The 17,934-nt window shown below is 33.1% G+C and carries 18 protein-coding genes; 6 read left to right on the forward strand and 12 right to left on the reverse strand.

The features are described 5' to 3' along the window. Positions 1-23: 23 nt before the first annotated feature. Together msrA and PQ463_RS06065 are read left to right on the forward strand one after the other, a co-directional pair. On the forward strand, positions 24-557 hold the full coding sequence (gene msrA, locus PQ463_RS06060) for a peptide-methionine (S)-S-oxide reductase MsrA (RefSeq protein ID WP_274256794.1): 534 nt from the start codon (positions 24-26) through the stop codon (positions 555-557). A 188-nt stretch (positions 558-745) separates the two neighbouring features. Next, a complete protein-coding gene (locus PQ463_RS06065; protein ID WP_274256795.1) occupies positions 746-2,314 on the forward strand; it encodes a protein adenylyltransferase SelO in 1,569 nt (522 codons plus the stop codon). Between the two features lie 109 nt (positions 2,315-2,423). Here the strand turns inward: PQ463_RS06065 and PQ463_RS06070 are convergent, their stop codons facing one another. Further along, positions 2,424-3,392 (reverse strand): YpdA family putative bacillithiol disulfide reductase, encoded by a 969-nt coding sequence (locus PQ463_RS06070; RefSeq protein ID WP_274256796.1) that lies wholly within the window; start codon positions 3,390-3,392, stop codon positions 2,424-2,426. A gap of 1 nt (position 3,393) precedes the next feature. After that, entirely contained in the window at positions 3,394-3,867 is a 474-nt protein-coding gene (locus tag PQ463_RS06075; protein ID WP_274256797.1) for a CYTH domain-containing protein, read from the reverse strand. 183 nt (positions 3,868-4,050) lie between these two features. Between PQ463_RS06075 and PQ463_RS06080 the strand changes: the two genes are divergently transcribed. Then, entirely contained in the window at positions 4,051-4,974 is a 924-nt protein-coding gene (locus PQ463_RS06080) for an OmpA family protein (protein ID WP_274256798.1), read from the forward strand. 16 nt (positions 4,975-4,990) lie between these two features. Next, positions 4,991-5,536, forward strand: a complete 546-nt coding sequence (locus tag PQ463_RS06085; RefSeq protein ID WP_274256799.1) for a helix-hairpin-helix domain-containing protein — start codon at positions 4,991-4,993, stop codon at positions 5,534-5,536. Between the two features lie 61 nt (positions 5,537-5,597). On the opposite strand, the gene PQ463_RS06090 is transcribed toward PQ463_RS06085, so the two are convergent. From PQ463_RS06090 to menD, 8 genes are all read right to left on the reverse strand, one after another. Next, positions 5,598-6,641 carry an o-succinylbenzoate synthase gene (locus PQ463_RS06090; RefSeq protein WP_274256800.1) on the reverse strand — a complete coding sequence of 348 codons (1,044 nt, stop codon included), beginning with the start codon at positions 6,639-6,641 and terminating at the stop codon, positions 5,598-5,600. Positions 6,642-6,782: 141 nt separating this feature from the next. After that, entirely contained in the window at positions 6,783-8,021 is a 1,239-nt protein-coding gene (locus tag PQ463_RS06095) for a tetratricopeptide repeat protein (protein ID WP_274256801.1), read from the reverse strand. Between the two features lie 193 nt (positions 8,022-8,214). Further along, positions 8,215-8,892, reverse strand: a complete 678-nt coding sequence (locus PQ463_RS06100; RefSeq protein ID WP_111376373.1) for a metal-dependent hydrolase — start codon at positions 8,890-8,892, stop codon at positions 8,215-8,217. A gap of 30 nt (positions 8,893-8,922) precedes the next feature. Further along, a complete protein-coding gene (gene menA, locus PQ463_RS06105; protein ID WP_111376372.1) occupies positions 8,923-9,885 on the reverse strand; it encodes a 1,4-dihydroxy-2-naphthoate octaprenyltransferase in 963 nt (320 codons plus the stop codon). Between the two features lie 100 nt (positions 9,886-9,985). Further along, positions 9,986-10,819 (reverse strand): 1,4-dihydroxy-2-naphthoyl-CoA synthase, encoded by an 834-nt coding sequence (locus tag PQ463_RS06110; RefSeq protein WP_012024845.1) that lies wholly within the window; start codon positions 10,817-10,819, stop codon positions 9,986-9,988. An 811-nt stretch (positions 10,820-11,630) separates the two neighbouring features. Next, a complete protein-coding gene (locus PQ463_RS06115; protein ID WP_274256802.1) occupies positions 11,631-12,485 on the reverse strand; it encodes a CvfB family protein in 855 nt (284 codons plus the stop codon). Between the two features lie 173 nt (positions 12,486-12,658). Further along, positions 12,659-13,000, reverse strand: coding sequence for a DUF2853 family protein (locus PQ463_RS06120; protein WP_274256803.1), 342 nt, complete (start codon positions 12,998-13,000; stop codon positions 12,659-12,661). Between the two features lie 86 nt (positions 13,001-13,086). Continuing rightward, positions 13,087-14,748, reverse strand: coding sequence for a 2-succinyl-5-enolpyruvyl-6-hydroxy-3-cyclohexene-1-carboxylic-acid synthase (gene menD / locus PQ463_RS06125; RefSeq protein WP_274256804.1), 1,662 nt, complete (start codon positions 14,746-14,748; stop codon positions 13,087-13,089). 177 nt (positions 14,749-14,925) lie between these two features. On the opposite strand from menD, the gene PQ463_RS06130 reads away from it, so the two are divergent. Together PQ463_RS06130 and PQ463_RS06135 are read left to right on the forward strand one after the other, a co-directional pair. Then, entirely contained in the window at positions 14,926-16,101 is a 1,176-nt protein-coding gene (locus PQ463_RS06130) for a thioredoxin family protein (protein WP_274256805.1), read from the forward strand. 17 nt (positions 16,102-16,118) lie between these two features. Continuing rightward, complete coding sequence (locus PQ463_RS06135) at positions 16,119-16,616, forward strand: GNAT family N-acetyltransferase (RefSeq protein WP_274256806.1); 498 nt, start codon at positions 16,119-16,121, stop codon at positions 16,614-16,616. A 110-nt stretch (positions 16,617-16,726) separates the two neighbouring features. Here the strand turns inward: PQ463_RS06135 and PQ463_RS06140 are convergent, their stop codons facing one another. Further along, the gene (locus PQ463_RS06140; protein WP_274256807.1) at positions 16,727-17,314 is read right to left on the reverse strand and encodes a glutathione peroxidase; all 588 of its coding nucleotides are present in this window, start codon (positions 17,312-17,314) and stop codon (positions 16,727-16,729) included. Positions 17,315-17,692: 378 nt separating this feature from the next. Beyond that, positions 17,693-17,833 carry a hypothetical protein gene (locus PQ463_RS06145; protein WP_274256808.1) on the reverse strand — a complete coding sequence of 47 codons (141 nt, stop codon included), beginning with the start codon at positions 17,831-17,833 and terminating at the stop codon, positions 17,693-17,695. Positions 17,834-17,934 lie beyond the last annotated feature (101 nt).

Raw genomic sequence — 17,934 nt, forward strand, 5'->3', positions numbered from 1 at the left:
TAAATTTAAAGAAAGTAATATTTATGGAAAATTTATCTGTAGCTACCTTTGGTGGCGGATGTTTTTGGTGTATAGAAGCTGTAATTCAGCGTTTAAAAGGAATAGAATCTATAAAATCGGGTTATTCAGACGGATTTATAAAAAATCCAGCGTATCGTGAAGTATGTACGGGAAGAACAGGACATGCCGAAGTGATTCAAGTGACTTTCAACCCTGACATAATTTCATATCATGACTTAATTTTCATTTTCATGACAAGTCATGATCCGACAACTTTAAATCGTCAAGGTGGCGATAGTGGAACCCAATACCGTTCGATAATTTTATATCACGATGATGCGCAAAAAGCAATTGCCGAAAAAGTTTTTGAAGAAGTGCAACCTGCTTACGAAGATCCAATTGTAACGCAACTAAAGCCTTTTGAAGTTTTTTATGAAGCTGAAGATTATCATCAAAATTATTACAATGAAAACCAAGAAGCTGGATATTGCCAAGTTGTAATTGATCCAAAAATTCAAAAACTTAAAAAAATGTATGCTGATATGCTAATTGGCTAATTTTAAGTTGCCACAGATTAAAAAGATTAAAGATTGGAATTATTTATGAATTGAATTGTTACCCTGAGCGAAGTCGAAGGGCGCTCCAATTGAACCGAGGCTTCGACTTCGCTCAGCCTGACAAATACTAGAATAATAAATCCGTTTGATCTATATAATCTGTGGCAAAAAGAAAGAAAAACAACAAAATGAAAAATCTTAAAATAAATAATCGATTTACTGCCGAATTGCCAGCAGATCCAGATTTGACGAATGAGATTCGTCAGGTTAAAAATGCGCTGTTTTCATATGTAAATCCAACAAAACCCTCAAACCCAAAATTGATTCACGCTTCTGAAGAAGTGGCTGAATTAGTTGGAATTTCTAAAGACGAAATTCGATCAGAAGAATTTTTAAATGTTTTTTCTGGTAAAGAGATTCTTCCAGAAACACAGCCGTATGCCATGTGCTATGCGGGACATCAATTTGGAAATTGGGCAGGACAATTGGGCGATGGTCGCGCAATCAATTTAACAGAAGTTGAAAACAACAACCAATTTTACACACTGCAGTTAAAAGGCGCAGGAAAAACTCCATATTCTAGAACGGCAGATGGCTTGGCTGTTTTACGCTCTTCTATAAGAGAATATCTATGTGCTGAAGCAATGTATAATTTGGGTGTTCCCACTACCCGATCGCTTTCACTTGCCCTTTCTGGAGATCAGGTTTTAAGAGATATTTTGTATAACGGAAATCCTGCTTATGAAAAAGGCGCTATAGTTTGTCGAGTTGCTCCTTCTTTTATTCGTTTTGGAAGCTACGAAATGCTTACAGCGAGAAATGAGCTAAGAAACTTAAAGCAATTTGTCGAGTTTACGATTAAGCATTATTTTCCTGAAATTACTGGAGAGCCAAAAGAACAATATTTACAATTCTTTCAAAAAATTGCAGATACAACCCGAGAAATGATTTTGCATTGGCAACGCGTTGGATTTGTACATGGCGTGATGAATACGGATAATATGTCCATTCATGGAATTACGATTGATTACGGCCCATACGGTTGGCTAGAAAACTATGATCCAGACTGGACGCCAAACACAACCGACAGTCAAAATAGAAGATACCGTTTCGGAAATCAGCCGCAGGTGGCACAATGGAATTTATTTCAATTGGCAAATGCACTTTATCCTTTAATTAATGAAGCTGCACCATTAGAAAAAATTCTGGACACCTTTATTACTGATTTTGAAAATGACTACAAAACAATGTTTTTAAGCAAATTAGGCATATTCACTTCAAATGAAGCTGATGATAAAATCATTAAAGGTTTAGAAGAAATTTTGCAGTTATCAGAAACCGATATGACTATCTTTTTTAGAAATCTTAGTAATATTAAAAAAGATGATTCGGTAGAACAAGCGTTCCAAAAAATAGAATACGCATTTTATATTCCAGAAGAAATAAGAGAAAATATTCTAGATGCTTGGCAAAAATGGTTTACTGTTTATTTGAAAAGATTAAAAGCAGAAGAACTTTCGGATAATGAGCGTTCAGAAAAAATGAATCAAATTAATCCAAAGTATGTATTGCGAAATTATATGGCACAATTAGCTATTGATGCAGCAGATAAAGAGGATTATTCTTTGGTTGATGAATTGTTTCAGCTTTTGAAAAATCCGTATGACGAGCAGCCAGAATCTGAAAAATGGTTTGCAAAACGTCCTGATTGGGCTAGAACAAAAGTTGGCTGCTCTATGTTATCTTGTAGTTCTTAAAAGTTTTTTTGCCACGAATTACACGGATTGACACTAATTTCTATACTTTTAGAATAAAAACTAAATGGATAAAATTTGTGCAAATTCGTGTAATTTGTGGCTAACTTTTTTACTTTGAACTAATATAATCTACAATCATACTAGCATGAACTCTCGAGTTTTCTATAAACCACTTATGTGTCTGCATTCCGCCACAAACTACTCCGGCAAGAAACAAACCTTCTACATTTGTTTCCATTGTTTCAGGGTTATAAACTGGAATTTTCAGTTCGTCATTAGAAAGCTGGATTCCGATTTTTTCTAGAAAATTTAGATCAGGTTTATAGCCAGTTAATGCCAAAACAAAATCATTTTCAATTGTAATTTTTCCGTTTGGTGTTTGAATTTCCACTTCATCTTCACGAATTTCAGTAATATTAGACTCAAAATAGGCCTTAATACTTCCTTCGGCAATTCGATTTTCAATATCTGGTTTTACCCAATATTTCACACGGCTATTTATTTCGTTTTTACGAATTACCATGGTAACCTCTGCTCCTTTTCTCCAGCATTCCAAAGCAGCGTCTACAGACGAATTATTAGCGCCTACAACCAAAACTTTTCTAAAAGCATACTCATGTGCTTCTTTATAATAATGACGGACTTTTGGAAGGTTTTCGCCTAAAACATTCATTTCAATTGGAATATCATAAAAGCCGGTTGCCAATATGACATTCTTCGATTCGTAATTTTGTTTATTCGTTGCAATTTTAAAAATGCCTTGGTTTTTCTGTACATCAAGTACTTTCTCAAATAAATTGATGTTGAATTTAAAGTAACGGTGAATATTTCGATAATATTCCAAAGCCTCCTGACGTCCTGGTTTTGGTGCCAGGCAGTTAAACGGAATCTCACCAATTTCTAATCTTTCTGCGGTAGAGAAAAAGGTCATATAAAGCGGATAATTAAAAATACTATTTACAATCGCTCCTTTCTCTATAATTACATATTTTAATTTTTTCTTTTCGGCTTCTATTGCACAAGCAAGACCAATTGGTCCTCCACCAACAATAATAAGGTCATATATTGATTCTGTCATTTTATTTTTGCCAGTCTTTATAAGGATTTTTGCTTAAATAAGCATTATAATATCTTTCGTCGTTTGTTACTTCTTCTCCAAGCCATTCTGGTTTTTCAAAAACTTCATCTTCCGAATTTAATTCAATTTCAGCCATTACTAAGCCTTCATTTTCACCATAAAATTCATCGACTTCATAAATATGCTCACCAGATTGTATTTCATAACGCGTTTTTTCAATTTTACCCTTTTCGCATAATTTCAGTAATTCCTGAGCTTCTTCAAGCGGAATTTCATTTTCCCATTCAAAGCGAGACATACCGCCACTATGGCTTATCCCTTTTATAGTTATAAAGCCTTTATGCCCTTTAATTCTAACCCTAACCGTACGTTCAGGAGCAGAACTCAAATAGCCTTGAGCAATTTTATTCTGAGCAAAAGCTTGATTCTTGTATGCGTCAGATTTTACAAGAAACTTTCTTTCTATTTCAACCATCTTAATTCTAGATTATTTTTTATGCAAGTTACTCATTTTAACTAAGCCTTGTAGTTTATAAGAAATGAAAATTAAGTTAATTTCTTTTATTTCATCACAAATTAGAAACATCAAAACAACTGATAATTAACACGTTAATATGATTATTTTGATTAAATTTGATAGAATCTTAATCCGTCACCTATGTCTAAAAAAGCACTTTACTTGTTAGGCATTGCAATAACCATAATTTTGGGTGCTTTTTTTTACTCAAAACTTTGTTGCAACTGCTGTGAAAAAACTACAACGGATAGTACTCTCAAGACAGCCTCTTCTTCTGTGCTAGAGACTGGTTTTGTTCCGTTTGTCTTAAATGGTCCTGGAATTAATTATCGTACAAACGATAATCTCAAATTTCTTAAAAACAGCGCAAAATTAATTATGCCTATTGAAGACTCTGTAACTACTGGTATCGAAAACTTAAAGATGTTCTTAGAAGCAAATCCAAAACAGAAAATCACAATAACCGGTTATGCATTATCTGACGAAACAAACAATACAACTTTTGAAAATTTGGGTCTAGCGAGGGCAAATGATGTTAAAAACTTTTTTGCTTCAAAGGGAATACTAGAAAATCAGCTTAATACAAAAGGGGTAATTTTAGACAAATGGAATATGAATGCAGATACGCTTCTTGGGCCTGCTGACTATAAATTTGAGGCTATTGACTCTACTTCTACAGCAAACTCAACAGCAAATGATGAATGGAGTGTTTTGAAATCTAAAATAAATGCAGATCCGTTAATTCTCCATTTCAATACCAATAAATCTAGCGAGAAATTAAGTGTTACCGAAAAACAAAAAGTTACTGATATTGCTAAATATGCAGAGAATGTAAAAGATGCTGTGATTGTGGTAATTGGACATTCTGACAATGTTGGAAACCGTGACTCAAACATTGTTTTAGCACAAAAAAGAGCTGATTTTTCAAAGGATTATCTTTCTAAGAACGGAATTGATAATACAAGAATTGAAACGCAATCTAAAGGTCCTGACGAGCCTATAGGCGATAACAATACGGCGGATGGAAAGGCTGCAAATAGAAGAACTGTAATTACCATTAAATAATTAAAAATATACGATCATGAATATACCTTGTATCTTAATACCTATTCTAGTAGGTTTAATCTGTGGAATCTTAGGTTATTTACTAGGAAAAATGAATTCAAAAAATGATGATTCACTTTCTGCTTCACTTCAAGCGGATTTAGATGCCTGCAAGGCAAATACAAAAAATCTGAATGCAAGAATCTCGACTCTAGAAGCTGATCTGGCAGCAAAAGCAAAATCTTCAGTCCAATCTTTTGCGGCTACTGCTCCAGTAACAATTCCTTTTGATGCTGCTTTGGCAGCCAATGTGCTAGGAAAAAAAATAAAAGAAAATGATCTGAAAATTGTAGAAGGAATAGGCCCAAAAATAGAAGCTTTATTTAACGCCGCAGGAATCAATACGTGGTATGATCTTTCGCAAGCTTCTACAGAAAAACTACAATCAATTCTAGATGCAGGAGGAGAAAACTATGCTATGCACAATCCAAGTACTTGGGCTAGACAAGCGTTAATGGCTTATCAAGGAAAATGGAAAGAGTTAAAAGATTGGCAAGACAGTCTTTTGGGCGGAAAAGAGTAGAAAAATAAGGTTCAAAGAAACAAAGTTGCAAAGGCTCAGAGATTTTTCCTTTGTTGCTTTGTCACTCTGTTTCTTTGAACTTTTCCCAATTCTTTGAAGCATTGTACCAAAGTTTTCCATTTTTTACTTCAAGTGGGCAATCTATATTATTAGTATATAATGCTCCTGTTCCTAAACCTTGTGGCATATCTGAATGCAACGTAAATGTCCATTGTGCAATGGCATTCAGCCCGATATTGCTCTCCAATGCCGAAGTAATCCACCAGCCAATATTATACTTTTCTGCTAGCGTAATCCATTCTTGAGTGCCACGAAAACCACCAACAAAACTTGGCTTTAAAATGATGTATTGAGGTTTAATTTCTTGAAGTAATTTTTCTTTTTCTTCTAATGAAAACACGCCAATAAGCTCTTCATCTAAAGCTATTGGAAATGGTGTTTGTTTGCACAATTCAGCCATTTCAGCAATTTGTCCTTTTTTAATGGGTTGTTCAATGCTATGAAGCTGAAATTGTTTTAATTGATTCAATTTACCTAAAGCTTCTATTGAAGAAAAAGCTCCATTAGCATCTACTCTAATTTCTATTTCTTCTGGAGAAAAATGGCTTCTGATGAATTGCAATAATTCTAACTCTTTATCAAAATCAATAGCCCCGATTTTGAGTTTTATACAGCTAAAACCATCAGCTAATTTTTCTTCAATCTGCTGTTTCATAAAAGCAGATTCGCCCATCCAAACTAATCCGTTTATAACAATTGAGCTTGTATTATTGGTAAAATCGGATGGAAATAAAAGATATGGATTTTCACTTTTAAGAGATAAAAAAGCCATTTCTATTCCGAATTGTATAGAAGGAAATTCTAATAAAGCATTCCAAAGTACTGTTTCACCTAAGTGAATATTGTCGCAAGCCCATTTTAATTTTTCTTCGTAATCTTCACGATCATCTGCGCTCAAACCACGCAGTATGCCACACTCTCCTATTCCTTTTTTGCCGTTTTCTTCTAAGATTATAAACCAAGTTTCTTTCTCGGTCATAATTCCACGAGAAGTTCCAGAAGGACGTTTAAATTCTAATAAATATTTTTGATAAGATGCGTTCATTTTTTTTTAAGATTCTAAGATGCTAAGTTACTGAGATGCTAAGTTGATAAGTTTGCTGGGGTGCCGAGTTAAAAAAGATGCTTTAAAAAGCATCTTACATCTAAGCAACTTAGTATCTCAGCATCTTAGTATCTCAGTAACTTAGTTATATAATTTTAAGATTTTCTCGAAGTCTTTTGAAGGCAAGCCTGCTTTTTCAAAAGCCTGAAAATCAAGTTTTGTTTTTGCAATCCAGCTTAAACTGTCTGTTACGTTTTGAGTCTGATATTTTTTGTAAATCGCTTTTGCGGCACTGTAATCGTCGCTTACTAAGTAAGTATGCGCTAAGTTTAATTTTACTAATAATTCTGTATCATCCAGCTTTTCACCTTCTTGAAGCACTTTTAATGCTTTTGCATATTGTTTGGTCAAAATATAGCAGTATCCTAACGAACCGTAATCTAAAGCAGTTGCTTTACCTTCATTTACAATTGTATTTAATTTCGGAATTGCTTCGTTATACTTTTGGGCTTTGATTAAAGATGCCACTTGTGTTCTTAAATCGTTGAATACATTCTTAGAAATATCAGCATCTTTGTAACAGCTGTTTCCAAAATCTTTATAGACTTTAATTTTTTCTACAGCCAACAATTTTTGAAACTCATCATAACGATATTGTTTCATAATTTTATTTAAAATACAAACACAAAAATCGTCCGAATTGGCCATTTTCTGTGCCATTGTAGACGTTTTGCACAAACTTATGATTTCGTTTTTATTGTCCTGATTCCAACCGCGGTTTAATTTTGTATCTACCCACGGCACTACTTCTAGAACTACTTTTTGGCTTAAGATCCAATTTTTGCTTTCAAAGCCAAACCAGATTGTACTAATATTTTCCTTTAAGCAAGATGATTTATTTACAGATAAACGTTTGGCATCTTTGCTAACAGGTTCTGCTTGAGAATAGCAGGCTTTATCTATTTTACCATCTGCAACATATTTTTTCGAATTTTCATTAGAAGTAAAAATAGAATAGGTACACTCGTCATCGCCTGAAATTTTTGACATTAAGAAAACAGCACCAGCAGAACCTTGGCTAACACCTGTTGGATCTGGAATTGCTTTTAATAAGGAAACCAAACTATTGGCCATTTCCTGATTTTTATCTAAAAGTGTGATTCTATATACAATTTCTGTAGTTCCAACTGGTAAGTCTTCTGTTGGTATAGAAATTCTATCGCGTGCGGGAACCATAATTTCTTTGGTTGTTGCACGTTCTTTGTCCCAATAACCGTCTTTTTGTGCAAAAGCGTTATAGGAAGTTGCGATAAATAGTAATAAAAGGATTTGTTTGAAAGTTGTATTTTGTGATGATGCTTTAAGTGCCACAGATTTCACAGATTAAAATGATTTTTACTTTAAAAAACTTTAATTCAATTAACATAGATTATGCCAAATAACTTTCTTATGGAATTGAGTGCCCTAGCCCCGATAGAGGCGGTATCCTTTTTAAGGCAATTTTTCTTTGCCTTAAAAAGATATAGCCGAAAGCGGGATTGGCTCCTTCCTTCAACTCCGCTCAGGATGACAATTATAATTCGATAGAATCTCCGATTGGTAAAAGCATTAAATCTTTTCCTTTATCGAAAAATTTACGAATTGCTTCTTCATGATCGATTTCGATATAACCAAAAGTATCGTAGTGATATCCCAGAACTTTGTCGCATTCCACAAAATCTGAAGCGATAATAGCGTCTTCGACATCCATTGTGAAGTTGTTTCCGATTGGAAGAATCACCAGATCTAGTTTTGTGCGAAGCGGAATCAATTTCATATCATAAGTCAATGCCGTATCTCCAGCGATGTAGATATTTTTATGCTCGCCTTCGATTACAAAACCTCCAGGATTTCCGCCGTAAGAACCGTCAGGAAAACTGCTTGAGTGAATTGCATTTACATATTTTACTTTACCGAAATCAAATTTCCAGCTTCCGCCGTGATTCATTGGGTGCGAATTGAATCCTTTTTTTGCATAGTAACTTGCAATTTCTGCATTAGAAACGATAACTGCATTGGTGTTTTTAGCAATCGCTTCAACATCTAAAACATGGTCAGCGTGTGCATGCGTTAGCAGAATATAATCGGCTCTGATTGTGCTCAGGTTAATTGTAGCTGCTTGTGGGTTTCCGGTAATAAATGGATCCACAATAATGTGTTTTCCTCCTACTTCAATTCCTAATGAAGCGTGTCCGTAGTATGTAATTTTCATTTTGTTACCTTTTTAAATTAAACATGTTATTTATCTTCCTCCTAAAAAGAGATTTACAATAATGTCTGAAATCAATGAGATCATACAAACTGTAAGCAATATAGAAAGCAAAAATGTGCTTAATGCTAGTTTTTTCAATTCTGGGTCTAATAATTTTGGATCTTGGTTTTTGTAAACCGTGATTAAATGTTTTGTCAACGGAATATAGGCCAATACAAACAAATATTGATCAAAATTATAATCGCTTAGAATGGCAAAAATAATAACTAAAAGCATTGCGCCACCAATCAAAGCATAATGGTAAAATTTAGCTTTCTCAGCTCCCATTTGTACTACAATTGTGTTTTTACCTGCTTTTTTATCTGATTCCTGATCGCGCATATTGTTTAGGTTTAAAACTCCAACGCTCAATAATCCGATGGCAACAGCTGGAAGAATTAAAAGCGGATCTACTTCTTTTGCATATAAAAAGTTTACTCCTAACGTGCTCACTAATCCGAAGAAAATGAAAACGAATAAATCTCCTAATCCTCTATATCCATAAGCAGAATTACCGACAGTGTATTTAATTGCAGCCACAATAGCCGCAATCCCTAACAACAGGAAAAAGATAGAATACCCGAAATTGTCTTTTCCGAAAGCAAAATAAATTAATATGATTGCCGACAATAAAGTCAAAAATGAAGTAATAATAATAGCTTTTTTCATTGCCTGAGGTGTAATAACCCCACTCTGAATAGCACGCTGAGGACCAACACGATCTGCGTTATCGGTACCTTTTACACCGTCACCATAATCATTCGCAAAATTGGATAAAACCTGTAATCCTAACGTTGTCAATAAAGCAAAACCAAAGACTTTCCAGCTAAAAACTTCTGTTGGAGTGTTAATAGTTTCTGTTGGATTTGACAAAGCATAAATACTTCCAACTATAATTCCAGAAACTGATAAAGGTAATGTGCGCAATCTAGCGGCTTCAATCCAATGTTTCATGTTTTAATTTTAGATTTTAGAATATAGATTTTAGATTACATATTCTGATTGAAAATTATAGATTGAAAATCTAAAATCTAAAATCAGAAATCTAAAATTATTAAGGTAACCATTTATTTTCACCAAAGTTTGGTTTTCTTTTTTCTAAGAAAGCATTTCTTCCTTCTTTAGCTTCTTCAGTCATGTAAGCTAAACGAGTTGCCTCCCCAGCAAAAACTTGTTGTCCAACCATTCCGTCGTCTGTTAAGTTCATTGCAAACTTTAGCATTTTTATAGAAGTTGGTGATTTTTGAAGGATCTCTTGAGCCCATTCGTAAGCTGTAGCTTCAAGTTCGTCGTGCGGAATTACAGCATTTACCATTCCCATTTCAAAAGCTTCCTGAGCAGAATAATTTCTACCTAAGAAAAAGATTTCACGAGCTTTTTTCTGTCCCACCATTTTTGCCAAATATGCTGATCCGTAACCGCCGTCGAAACTTGTTACGTCTGCATCAGTTTGCTTAAAAATAGCATGCTCTTTACTTGCAAGTGTCATGTCACAAACCACGTGTAAACTATGTCCGCCACCTACAGCCCAGCCTGGAACAACAGCAATAACAACTTTTGGCATAAAACGAATTAAACGCTGCACTTCTAAAATATTCAAACGGTGCTGTCCATCATCTCCAACATATCCTTGATGTCCTCGAGCATTTTGATCTCCACCACTGCAAAAAGAGTAAACTCCATCTTTTGTTGAAGGTCCTTCTGCAGAAAGTAAAACAACTCCAATTGAAGTATCTTCCTGTGCGTCGTAAAAAGCTTGGTATAATTCTGAAGTAGTTTTAGGACGGAATGCGTTTCTAACATTTGGTCTGTTAAACGCAATTCTCGCTACTCCGTTACATTTTTTATAAGTTATATCTTCAAATTCTCTGGCTGTAATCCAATCCATTTTGATTTTTTGTTTTAATAATTATACGGTAAAAATAAAGCATTTTTACTATTTTACCTACTCAATCCGTCTTAAGTCTTTACTAAATTGACACGCAATGTTAACAATTGGTATTTACTTACAAAAAATAACATTTTTTAACATTAGTTTAGAAAATTAATAATTAATTTTACAACCTAGAAATCAATAAGATACAAAATATTTTAAAGATTTCAGATTGATTTTCTTTCACTGATTTATTAACCTAAAAAATGATTTTTTTGAGAAAATTTAAAAAATTTGTCGCTCATTTTTTTAGGGTTTTCACGAACAAACCTCAATTAAAAGAGCAAATGATTTATGTGTTTGTCGAAACTTCAAAAAGAAAAAAGTAACACCTAAGGTTAAATGTTAGAATTGTATCTATAATTAGTATAGAAATGATAACGAAAAGAGGAAAAAGTACTAATTCACACTTTCTAAAAGTTATTTTATAAAACCAATGGATGAGCCGTGAAATTCTTTTTTTGCTTTTGAGATAGGTACATCAAATCATTTAAAAGACATACCCATCAATGGAATAATTTCTAAAATTCGTAAAGCTATTGTTCTGAGATGGACTCGAATTATTTTATTTCTGTTTTTTTTTAATTACAATTTTTTTTAAAACTGAATAAAAAGCGAAAGGCTGCTTGTAATGAGCAGCCTTTTGTATTACCATTATTTTGGTTTCGCAAAAATAAATTCCAAAAAATAAAAATTCCAAATTCCAATGGATTGCGTTAAATCAGTCTTGGAATTTAGAATTTAAAATATTGGGATTTTTAGGTTTTTATTCTTTTACCAGATAAATTCCGTCTTCTTTTATTTCGATCAGTTTTTCTTTGTACAAAGCACCAATCGCTTTCTTAAATGATTTCTTACTCATTTTCAAAACTGTTTTAATGTCTTCAGGATGAGAATTATCATTCAATCTAAGAAAGCCTCTACTAGCTCTTAGCTCACTTAATATTTTTTCAGCATTTGGCTCTATACTCTCAAAACCTTGTGCCTGAAGCGCAACATCAATTTTATTATCGGGACGAATATTTTTGATATAACCGCGCATTCTGTCTCCGGTTCTTATTGCGTCATCGTACACTTCATCTTTATATAAAAGGCCTTTATGTTGCTCATTTATAATAACATTGATTCCCATATCTGTAATATGAGAAACAATTAAGTCAACTTCTTCACCTTTTTCAACTGTCAAATTATCATTGCTCAAAAACTGATTAGTTTTACTCGAAGCAACTAAACGATTGGTTTGTTTGTCCATGTACAAGTAAACCAAATAGCGTTTTCCTTTTTCCATTGGGCGCGCTTGTTCTTTGAACGGAACCAAAATATCTTTCTCCATTCCCCAATCCATGAAAGCACCTACATTATTGATGTAGTTCACTCTCAAAAGAGCAAATTCATTTAGCAAAATGTACGGAACCAAGGTCGTAGCAACTGGCCGCTGTTCGTGGTCTAAGTAAACAAAAACGATTAATTCTTCGCCAATTTCAAAAACTTTTGGCACATATTTATTTGGAAGCAAAACGTCGTGAACACCTTCTGGATCATTTTCTGGATCTCCTAAAAACAAACCAACTTTGGTATCACGTAATATAGTTAGCGTATTGTATTTTCCTATTTCTAGCATTTTTATAAGTTTCTAAGCAGTCGAACTGCTAAGTTTCTGAGGCGCAAAGGTACGAAGTTTGACGCGGTACAAAGAAATTAATTTTAACAAAACTTAAGTTGCACGCAAAAAACAGAAAATCCCTTTATAAACAGATGTTATAAAGGAATTTTGACTCTTTTATAAATTGGAGATTATTTAAAGATGTTCTCTTTTTTAAAGTGTACAGTCAGTAAATAATACACTACTGCTCTGTATTTGTGTTTATTAGATTTTCCGTATTTTTCCAAAACAGCATCTAATCCTTTGTCTAAATCTGGACCGCTTTTTAAACCTAATTTCTTAATTAAAAAGTTATTTTTTACTGTATCTAATTCTGACTGCTGTGAAGAAGCTACCGTAGAAGCGTCGTCATTGTAAATTGACGGACCGCAAGCAATTGTAACTTTTGTCAATAAATCTGCGTCAGCTATAATACCACATTTCTCTTTTAAATCAGTTGTGTACTTTTTAATTAATTCTTCTCTCTTGCTCATAATTATTTAATTTGGTGAATAATAAGCCAAATGTATAATTATGAAAAACGCTAAACAATAATTTTAACAAATATTTTCTTTCAAATTCAATAGAGATATTTAAAATACTGCTTCAAAATCTGATCATTTTCAACTGTTGGTGTGAAAATTTCTAAAATACAAGGAGTCTCATCAGAATTATATAAAGATTGGATTCCACTGTCTAATGATTGAATATCATGGGCTGCTAAATAGTCAAATCCATACATTTTAGCCAAATGTTCAGCCGTCAATTTATGAGATGTCTCAAAATAAGTATTGAAAACTGGTTTTTCTTGATGACCAGGAAGAATTCTAAAAATACCTCCTCCTCCATTATTAATCAAAATAATTTTGAAGTTTTTAGGAATATAAGAGTTCCATAAAGCATTGCTGTCGTATAGAAAACTTATATCGCCAGTGACAAAAACGGTCTGCTTTTCGTTTCCAACTGCTGCACCAATTGCCGTAGAAGTGCTTCCGTCTATACCGCTTGTGCCGCGATTGCAAAAGACTTCAATTGTATCATCTATATCAATAAGTTGTGCATAACGAATAGCAGAACTATTACTAATTTGCAACATGCTATTTTTAGGCAATGATCCAATTACTTTTTCGAAAACTTTGAAGTCTGAAAATCCTATTTTGCTTAAATATTCCTTTCTTCTTTCTAATCTCGTTTGGTAAACAGTACCTACATTATTAAAATACTTACTTTCTACAAAAGATGTTTTTGAAAGCAAGTCTTTAAAGAAATCATTCGGCTTCATTTCAAAATGTTTTGTCAATGCTCCAAATGTATCATAAGCACGTAAAGTATCAATATGCCAATGCTGTTCTGGTTTGTATTTTCGTAAAAAACCTTTAATTCTTTTTGAAACAACCATTCCTCCAAAAGTTATTAAAACTACTGGGTTAAACTTCTTAAAATCAAAATCATCAAAAGGCGTAATTAAAGTATCTATTGAATTGATAAAACTATCGTGATGAAGATTTGAAGTTGTTTCTGTAAGCACTACAACTGACGGATCTGAAGCTAAATTTTCTATAATCTCTTTGTCAATTACATTTGCTTCGTTAACTCCAACTAAGATTAATTTTCGTTTGGCAGTATTCCAAACAGAAACTACTTCTTCGCTATTTTCTATTGTTAAAGGAAAAACTTCTGGATCCTGATTTGTAATTTTTGGCTGTACAGAAAGCTCTTCTGTTGTTTCATAAAGCGGCTCTTCAAAAGGTGCGTTGATATGCACTGGGCCTTTTTTAAGAATAGCCGTTTCAATGGCCAGATTGATTTTTAAGTCATTCTCTTCAGATGCTTCTTCGGTTAAATTAGCATTGAAAACAGAATGGTTAGCAAAAACATTTTCCTGGCGAATAGTTTGTCCGTCACCAATATCAATTTTACTTTGTGGACGGTCAGCCGATATTACAATCAATGGAATCTGACTGTAGAATGCTTCTGCCAGAGCAGGATAATAATTTAATAAGGCAGATCCTGAAGTACAGACTATGGCTGTTGGCTGTTTGGTTTGCTGAGCAATTCCCAAAGCAAAAAAGGCGGCACAACGCTCATCCGCAATGCTATAACAGGTGAAGTTTGGATTTTGAGCAAATCCGATAGTTAACGGTGCATTTCTGGATCCTGGAGAAATTATAATATTGACAATGCCTTTGGCAGATAAAATTTCGATAATGCTTTGTGCAAGCGCTATTTTGGGGTAAATCATTCCGGTCGTGTATTACTTTTTTCGAAGAAAGTCTTTTTCTTGATTTTTCTTCATCTTGCTTACAAAGTTACAAACTTCGCATTTGATTTATATTATAATTAGGAATATATTAAGGCTCTTTCTAGAAAAAGGAAATATATTTGTAAAATCGAATAATTAATAAAAGCCTGACACAATATGCGTTTCTTACTTATACTTTTTTTATCTGTTACTTTTCAAACTATCAATGCTCAAAATCAGTTTGTGCCTGTTGATGTTCCATATAAAACGGCTTTAGAAAATGCAAAAAAAGAAAGAAAACCGCTTTTTATTATGCTTTATGCAGATTGGTGTCCGCATTGCAATTTAATGAAAACGGAAGTCTTGAGTGATCCTGCTATTATGGATTTTTTGAATAAAAATTTTGTCTGTACTTATAAAAATATAGAAAAAGAAGAAGGAATTGCTTTAAAGAATAAATTCAATACCAAATCGCTTCCTACTTTCTTATTTCTTGACAGCAATGAAACGTTGATTTATGCATTGAAAGGTGAAATGAAAAAGCCAGAATTTCAGAATGAATTAAATAATGCTTTAAATCCGAAAATGCAATTGCCTTATTTAGAAAAAGAATTTCTTGCTGAACCAAGCAATTCAGATAAATTCTTTACCTATTTAAATACTTTAAAAAAAGGAAAAGACAGAACTGAATTATCCGTTCCAACTCATATTTATTTAAATACCCAGTCTGATAAACAGTTAGTTAGCGAATTAAACTGGCGTGTTATTGCTAATGGAGTAACCGATATAAAATCTAGAGAGTTCCAATACGTTTTAAATCATCAGAAAGAATTTGCTGCGGTAGCTTCTCAAAATCGTGTTGACCGTAAAATAGAAAGTATTGTAAACGAATTGCTTCGTCCTTTGGTTGATAATTTAGACACTGTAAACTATTATAAACAAAGAGAAGTTGCAAAATCAATCCGATTGCAAAAAACAGATTCTTTGGTTTTTAAATATGATCTAACTTTAGCCGAAAGAACTGAAAAATGGAATTTCTACAAAAAAGTTACACTTGAAGACACTCAGAAATTAGTTTGGAACGACGCGAGTTTTTTAAAAGATATCGGGAATACTTACTTTAAGCACATTAATGATAAAGAGAGCCTGAAAAAGGCCATTTTCTGGGTTGATCGTTCTTTAGAATTAAATGATTCTTACGATGGAAATCTGCTTGAAGCGAAGCTTTACAACAAAATAAAAGATAAAAAGAAAGCTTTAGAATATGCCAAAAATGCCAAAGCAATAGCCAAGGAAATGGACTGGAATTCTAAAGAAGTAGACACTTTATTAGCTGAATTAAACACCAAATAACTTTTAACAACTAACCAATGAGCATTATTATAAGACCTGCAGTAACAAACGATTTGCAAAAGATTCTAGAAATTGTAAATAATTCTATTCTGCATACCACTGCCAATTATAGTTACGAAATCCAGACTTTGGAAATTCAGACAAAGTGGTTTGAAGACAAAGTGTCCAAAAACATTCCTGTAATTGTTGCCGATTTAGATGGTGAAGTGGTTGGTTTTGGAAGTTACGGACAGTTTAGAGAAAAAATAGGCTTTCAATATACTGTTGAGCATTCTGTTTATGTGGTCGATAATATCATTGGAAAAGGAATTGGTTCTAAACTTTTGACAGAATTAATTCGTTTGGCAAAAGAGCAAGGTTATCATGTTATGATTGGCGCCATTGATGCTGATAACGCTGGAAGTATTGCTTTTCATGAAAAATTCGGATTTGTTGCTACGGGTACAATTCGTGAAGTTGGCTACAAATTTGACCACTGGTTGGATCTGGTTTTTATGCAACTTATTTTGGTTTAACCGCAAAGGCACTAAAGATTGCGCAAAGTTCACGATGTTATTTTAAAACAAAACCCGACAGGTTTTTAAAACCTGTCGGGTTTGATTTATATGAGTATGCTTAAACTTTTTTAACCCTTAATCCAATTGATAACTTCAGGTTCAGTTACTAGAGTTTTTGGTTTAATTACTTTTACCAATTCTCCTTTTTCATTGATTAAGTATTTTTGAAAGTTCCATTCTACTTCAGAATCCTGTAGACCGTTTCTTGATTTTTCAGTTAAGAACTTATAGACATCGCACATATCGCTTCCTTTAACAGAAACTTTGTTCATCATCGGGAAAGTTACACCGTAATTCTGCTGGCAGAAAGTTTCAATTTCTTTAGCAGTTCCTGGTTCTTGTGAAGCAAAATTATTTGCAGGGAAACCAACAATCACAAACCCTTTATCTTTGTATTCTTTGTAAACCGCTTCTAAATCTTTATATTGTGGAGTTAAACCGCATTTTGATGCAGTATTGACAATCATGATTTTTTTGCCTTTTAAAGATGCAAAGTCAAAGGTATCTCCTGACAAGTCTTCTACTTTAAACTGATAAATTGTTTCTTTAGCCATGGCTTTATCCTTTTTAGATAATTTGTTTGTATTAGTTTGAGCATTTACCCCTGTTACTGACAAAACAGCTGCTCCAAATAGCATTAAAAGTATTTTTTTCATCTGATAATTTTTTATAAAATTAGCTAAAATCCATTTTCAAAAACCATTTTCAGTCTTTAATTTTTGCTAATCAAAAGTTAAATAAAAAATGAAGCCTAACGTTAATCAGACGTTAGGCTTCCCCCCATACAAACAAATCAAACCATGAATTAATTATTATGCAATCTTTTATAAATTATAGTTGATGACTCGGTTATGTCGAAAATTCGTTTATCCCCCATATGTTAAACGTCTTTTTGAAAAATCTTTAAATGGCTTGTATTGATGTAAAATTAAATCCTAATAGACGAGACATATTAAAAAAATCTTCAATCTGGAAGTCCGAGCACATCAACTATACAATATTTATGTTTTGTTCCTTTTATAATCAAATCTTATTTAACCACAAATTCCTGAATCAGTCACATCTGTCCAACCTGACAAAGCTTCTTTCATAAAATCTTTTTCAGTAAAAATGGTTAACGATAAAACTGTTGTTAATCCAACTATTAATATTCTAACTATTATTTTGCTATCCATAAGTCTTTAATAATGTTCTAACAACAGTTTTATTCTTAATTTCTATAACTGCAAATAAGATCTTTCTCACCTTATTAATTTCATCTACGTAATTGGATTGT

The organism is Flavobacterium sp. KACC 22763, assembly GCF_028736155.1.
In the GTDB taxonomy this organism is placed as follows: domain Bacteria; phylum Bacteroidota; class Bacteroidia; order Flavobacteriales; family Flavobacteriaceae; genus Flavobacterium.

What these genes read in the sequence shown, in the direction of transcription:
- PQ463_RS06085 (WP_274256799.1), top strand. Translation starts at nt 4,991, where the DNA reads ATGAATATACCTTGTATCTTAATACCTATTCTAGTAGGTTTAATCTGT.
- msrA (WP_274256794.1), top strand. Translation starts at nt 24, where the DNA reads ATGGAAAATTTATCTGTAGCTACCTTTGGTGGCGGATGTTTTTGGTGT.
- menA (WP_111376372.1), bottom strand. Translation starts at nt 9,885, where the DNA reads ATGAAACATTGGATTGAAGCCGCTAGATTGCGCACATTACCTTTATCA.
- menD (WP_274256804.1), bottom strand. Translation starts at nt 14,748, where the DNA reads ATGATTTACCCCAAAATAGCGCTTGCACAAAGCATTATCGAAATTTTA.
- PQ463_RS06090 (WP_274256800.1), bottom strand. Translation starts at nt 6,641, where the DNA reads ATGAACGCATCTTATCAAAAATATTTATTAGAATTTAAACGTCCTTCT.
- PQ463_RS06100 (WP_111376373.1), bottom strand. Translation starts at nt 8,892, where the DNA reads ATGAAAATTACATACTACGGACACGCTTCATTAGGAATTGAAGTAGGA.
- PQ463_RS06140 (WP_274256807.1), bottom strand. Translation starts at nt 17,314, where the DNA reads ATGAAAAAAATACTTTTAATGCTATTTGGAGCAGCTGTTTTGTCAGTA.
- PQ463_RS06070 (WP_274256796.1), bottom strand. Translation starts at nt 3,392, where the DNA reads ATGACAGAATCAATATATGACCTTATTATTGTTGGTGGAGGACCAATT.
- PQ463_RS06080 (WP_274256798.1), top strand. Translation starts at nt 4,051, where the DNA reads ATGTCTAAAAAAGCACTTTACTTGTTAGGCATTGCAATAACCATAATT.
- PQ463_RS06130 (WP_274256805.1), top strand. Translation starts at nt 14,926, where the DNA reads ATGCGTTTCTTACTTATACTTTTTTTATCTGTTACTTTTCAAACTATC.
- PQ463_RS06120 (WP_274256803.1), bottom strand. Translation starts at nt 13,000, where the DNA reads ATGAGCAAGAGAGAAGAATTAATTAAAAAGTACACAACTGATTTAAAA.
- PQ463_RS06075 (WP_274256797.1), bottom strand. Translation starts at nt 3,867, where the DNA reads ATGGTTGAAATAGAAAGAAAGTTTCTTGTAAAATCTGACGCATACAAG.
- PQ463_RS06065 (WP_274256795.1), top strand. Translation starts at nt 746, where the DNA reads ATGAAAAATCTTAAAATAAATAATCGATTTACTGCCGAATTGCCAGCA.
- PQ463_RS06135 (WP_274256806.1), top strand. Translation starts at nt 16,119, where the DNA reads ATGAGCATTATTATAAGACCTGCAGTAACAAACGATTTGCAAAAGATT.
- PQ463_RS06110 (WP_012024845.1), bottom strand. Translation starts at nt 10,819, where the DNA reads ATGGATTGGATTACAGCCAGAGAATTTGAAGATATAACTTATAAAAAA.
- PQ463_RS06145 (WP_274256808.1), bottom strand. Translation starts at nt 17,833, where the DNA reads ATGGATAGCAAAATAATAGTTAGAATATTAATAGTTGGATTAACAACA.
- PQ463_RS06115 (WP_274256802.1), bottom strand. Translation starts at nt 12,485, where the DNA reads ATGCTAGAAATAGGAAAATACAATACGCTAACTATATTACGTGATACC.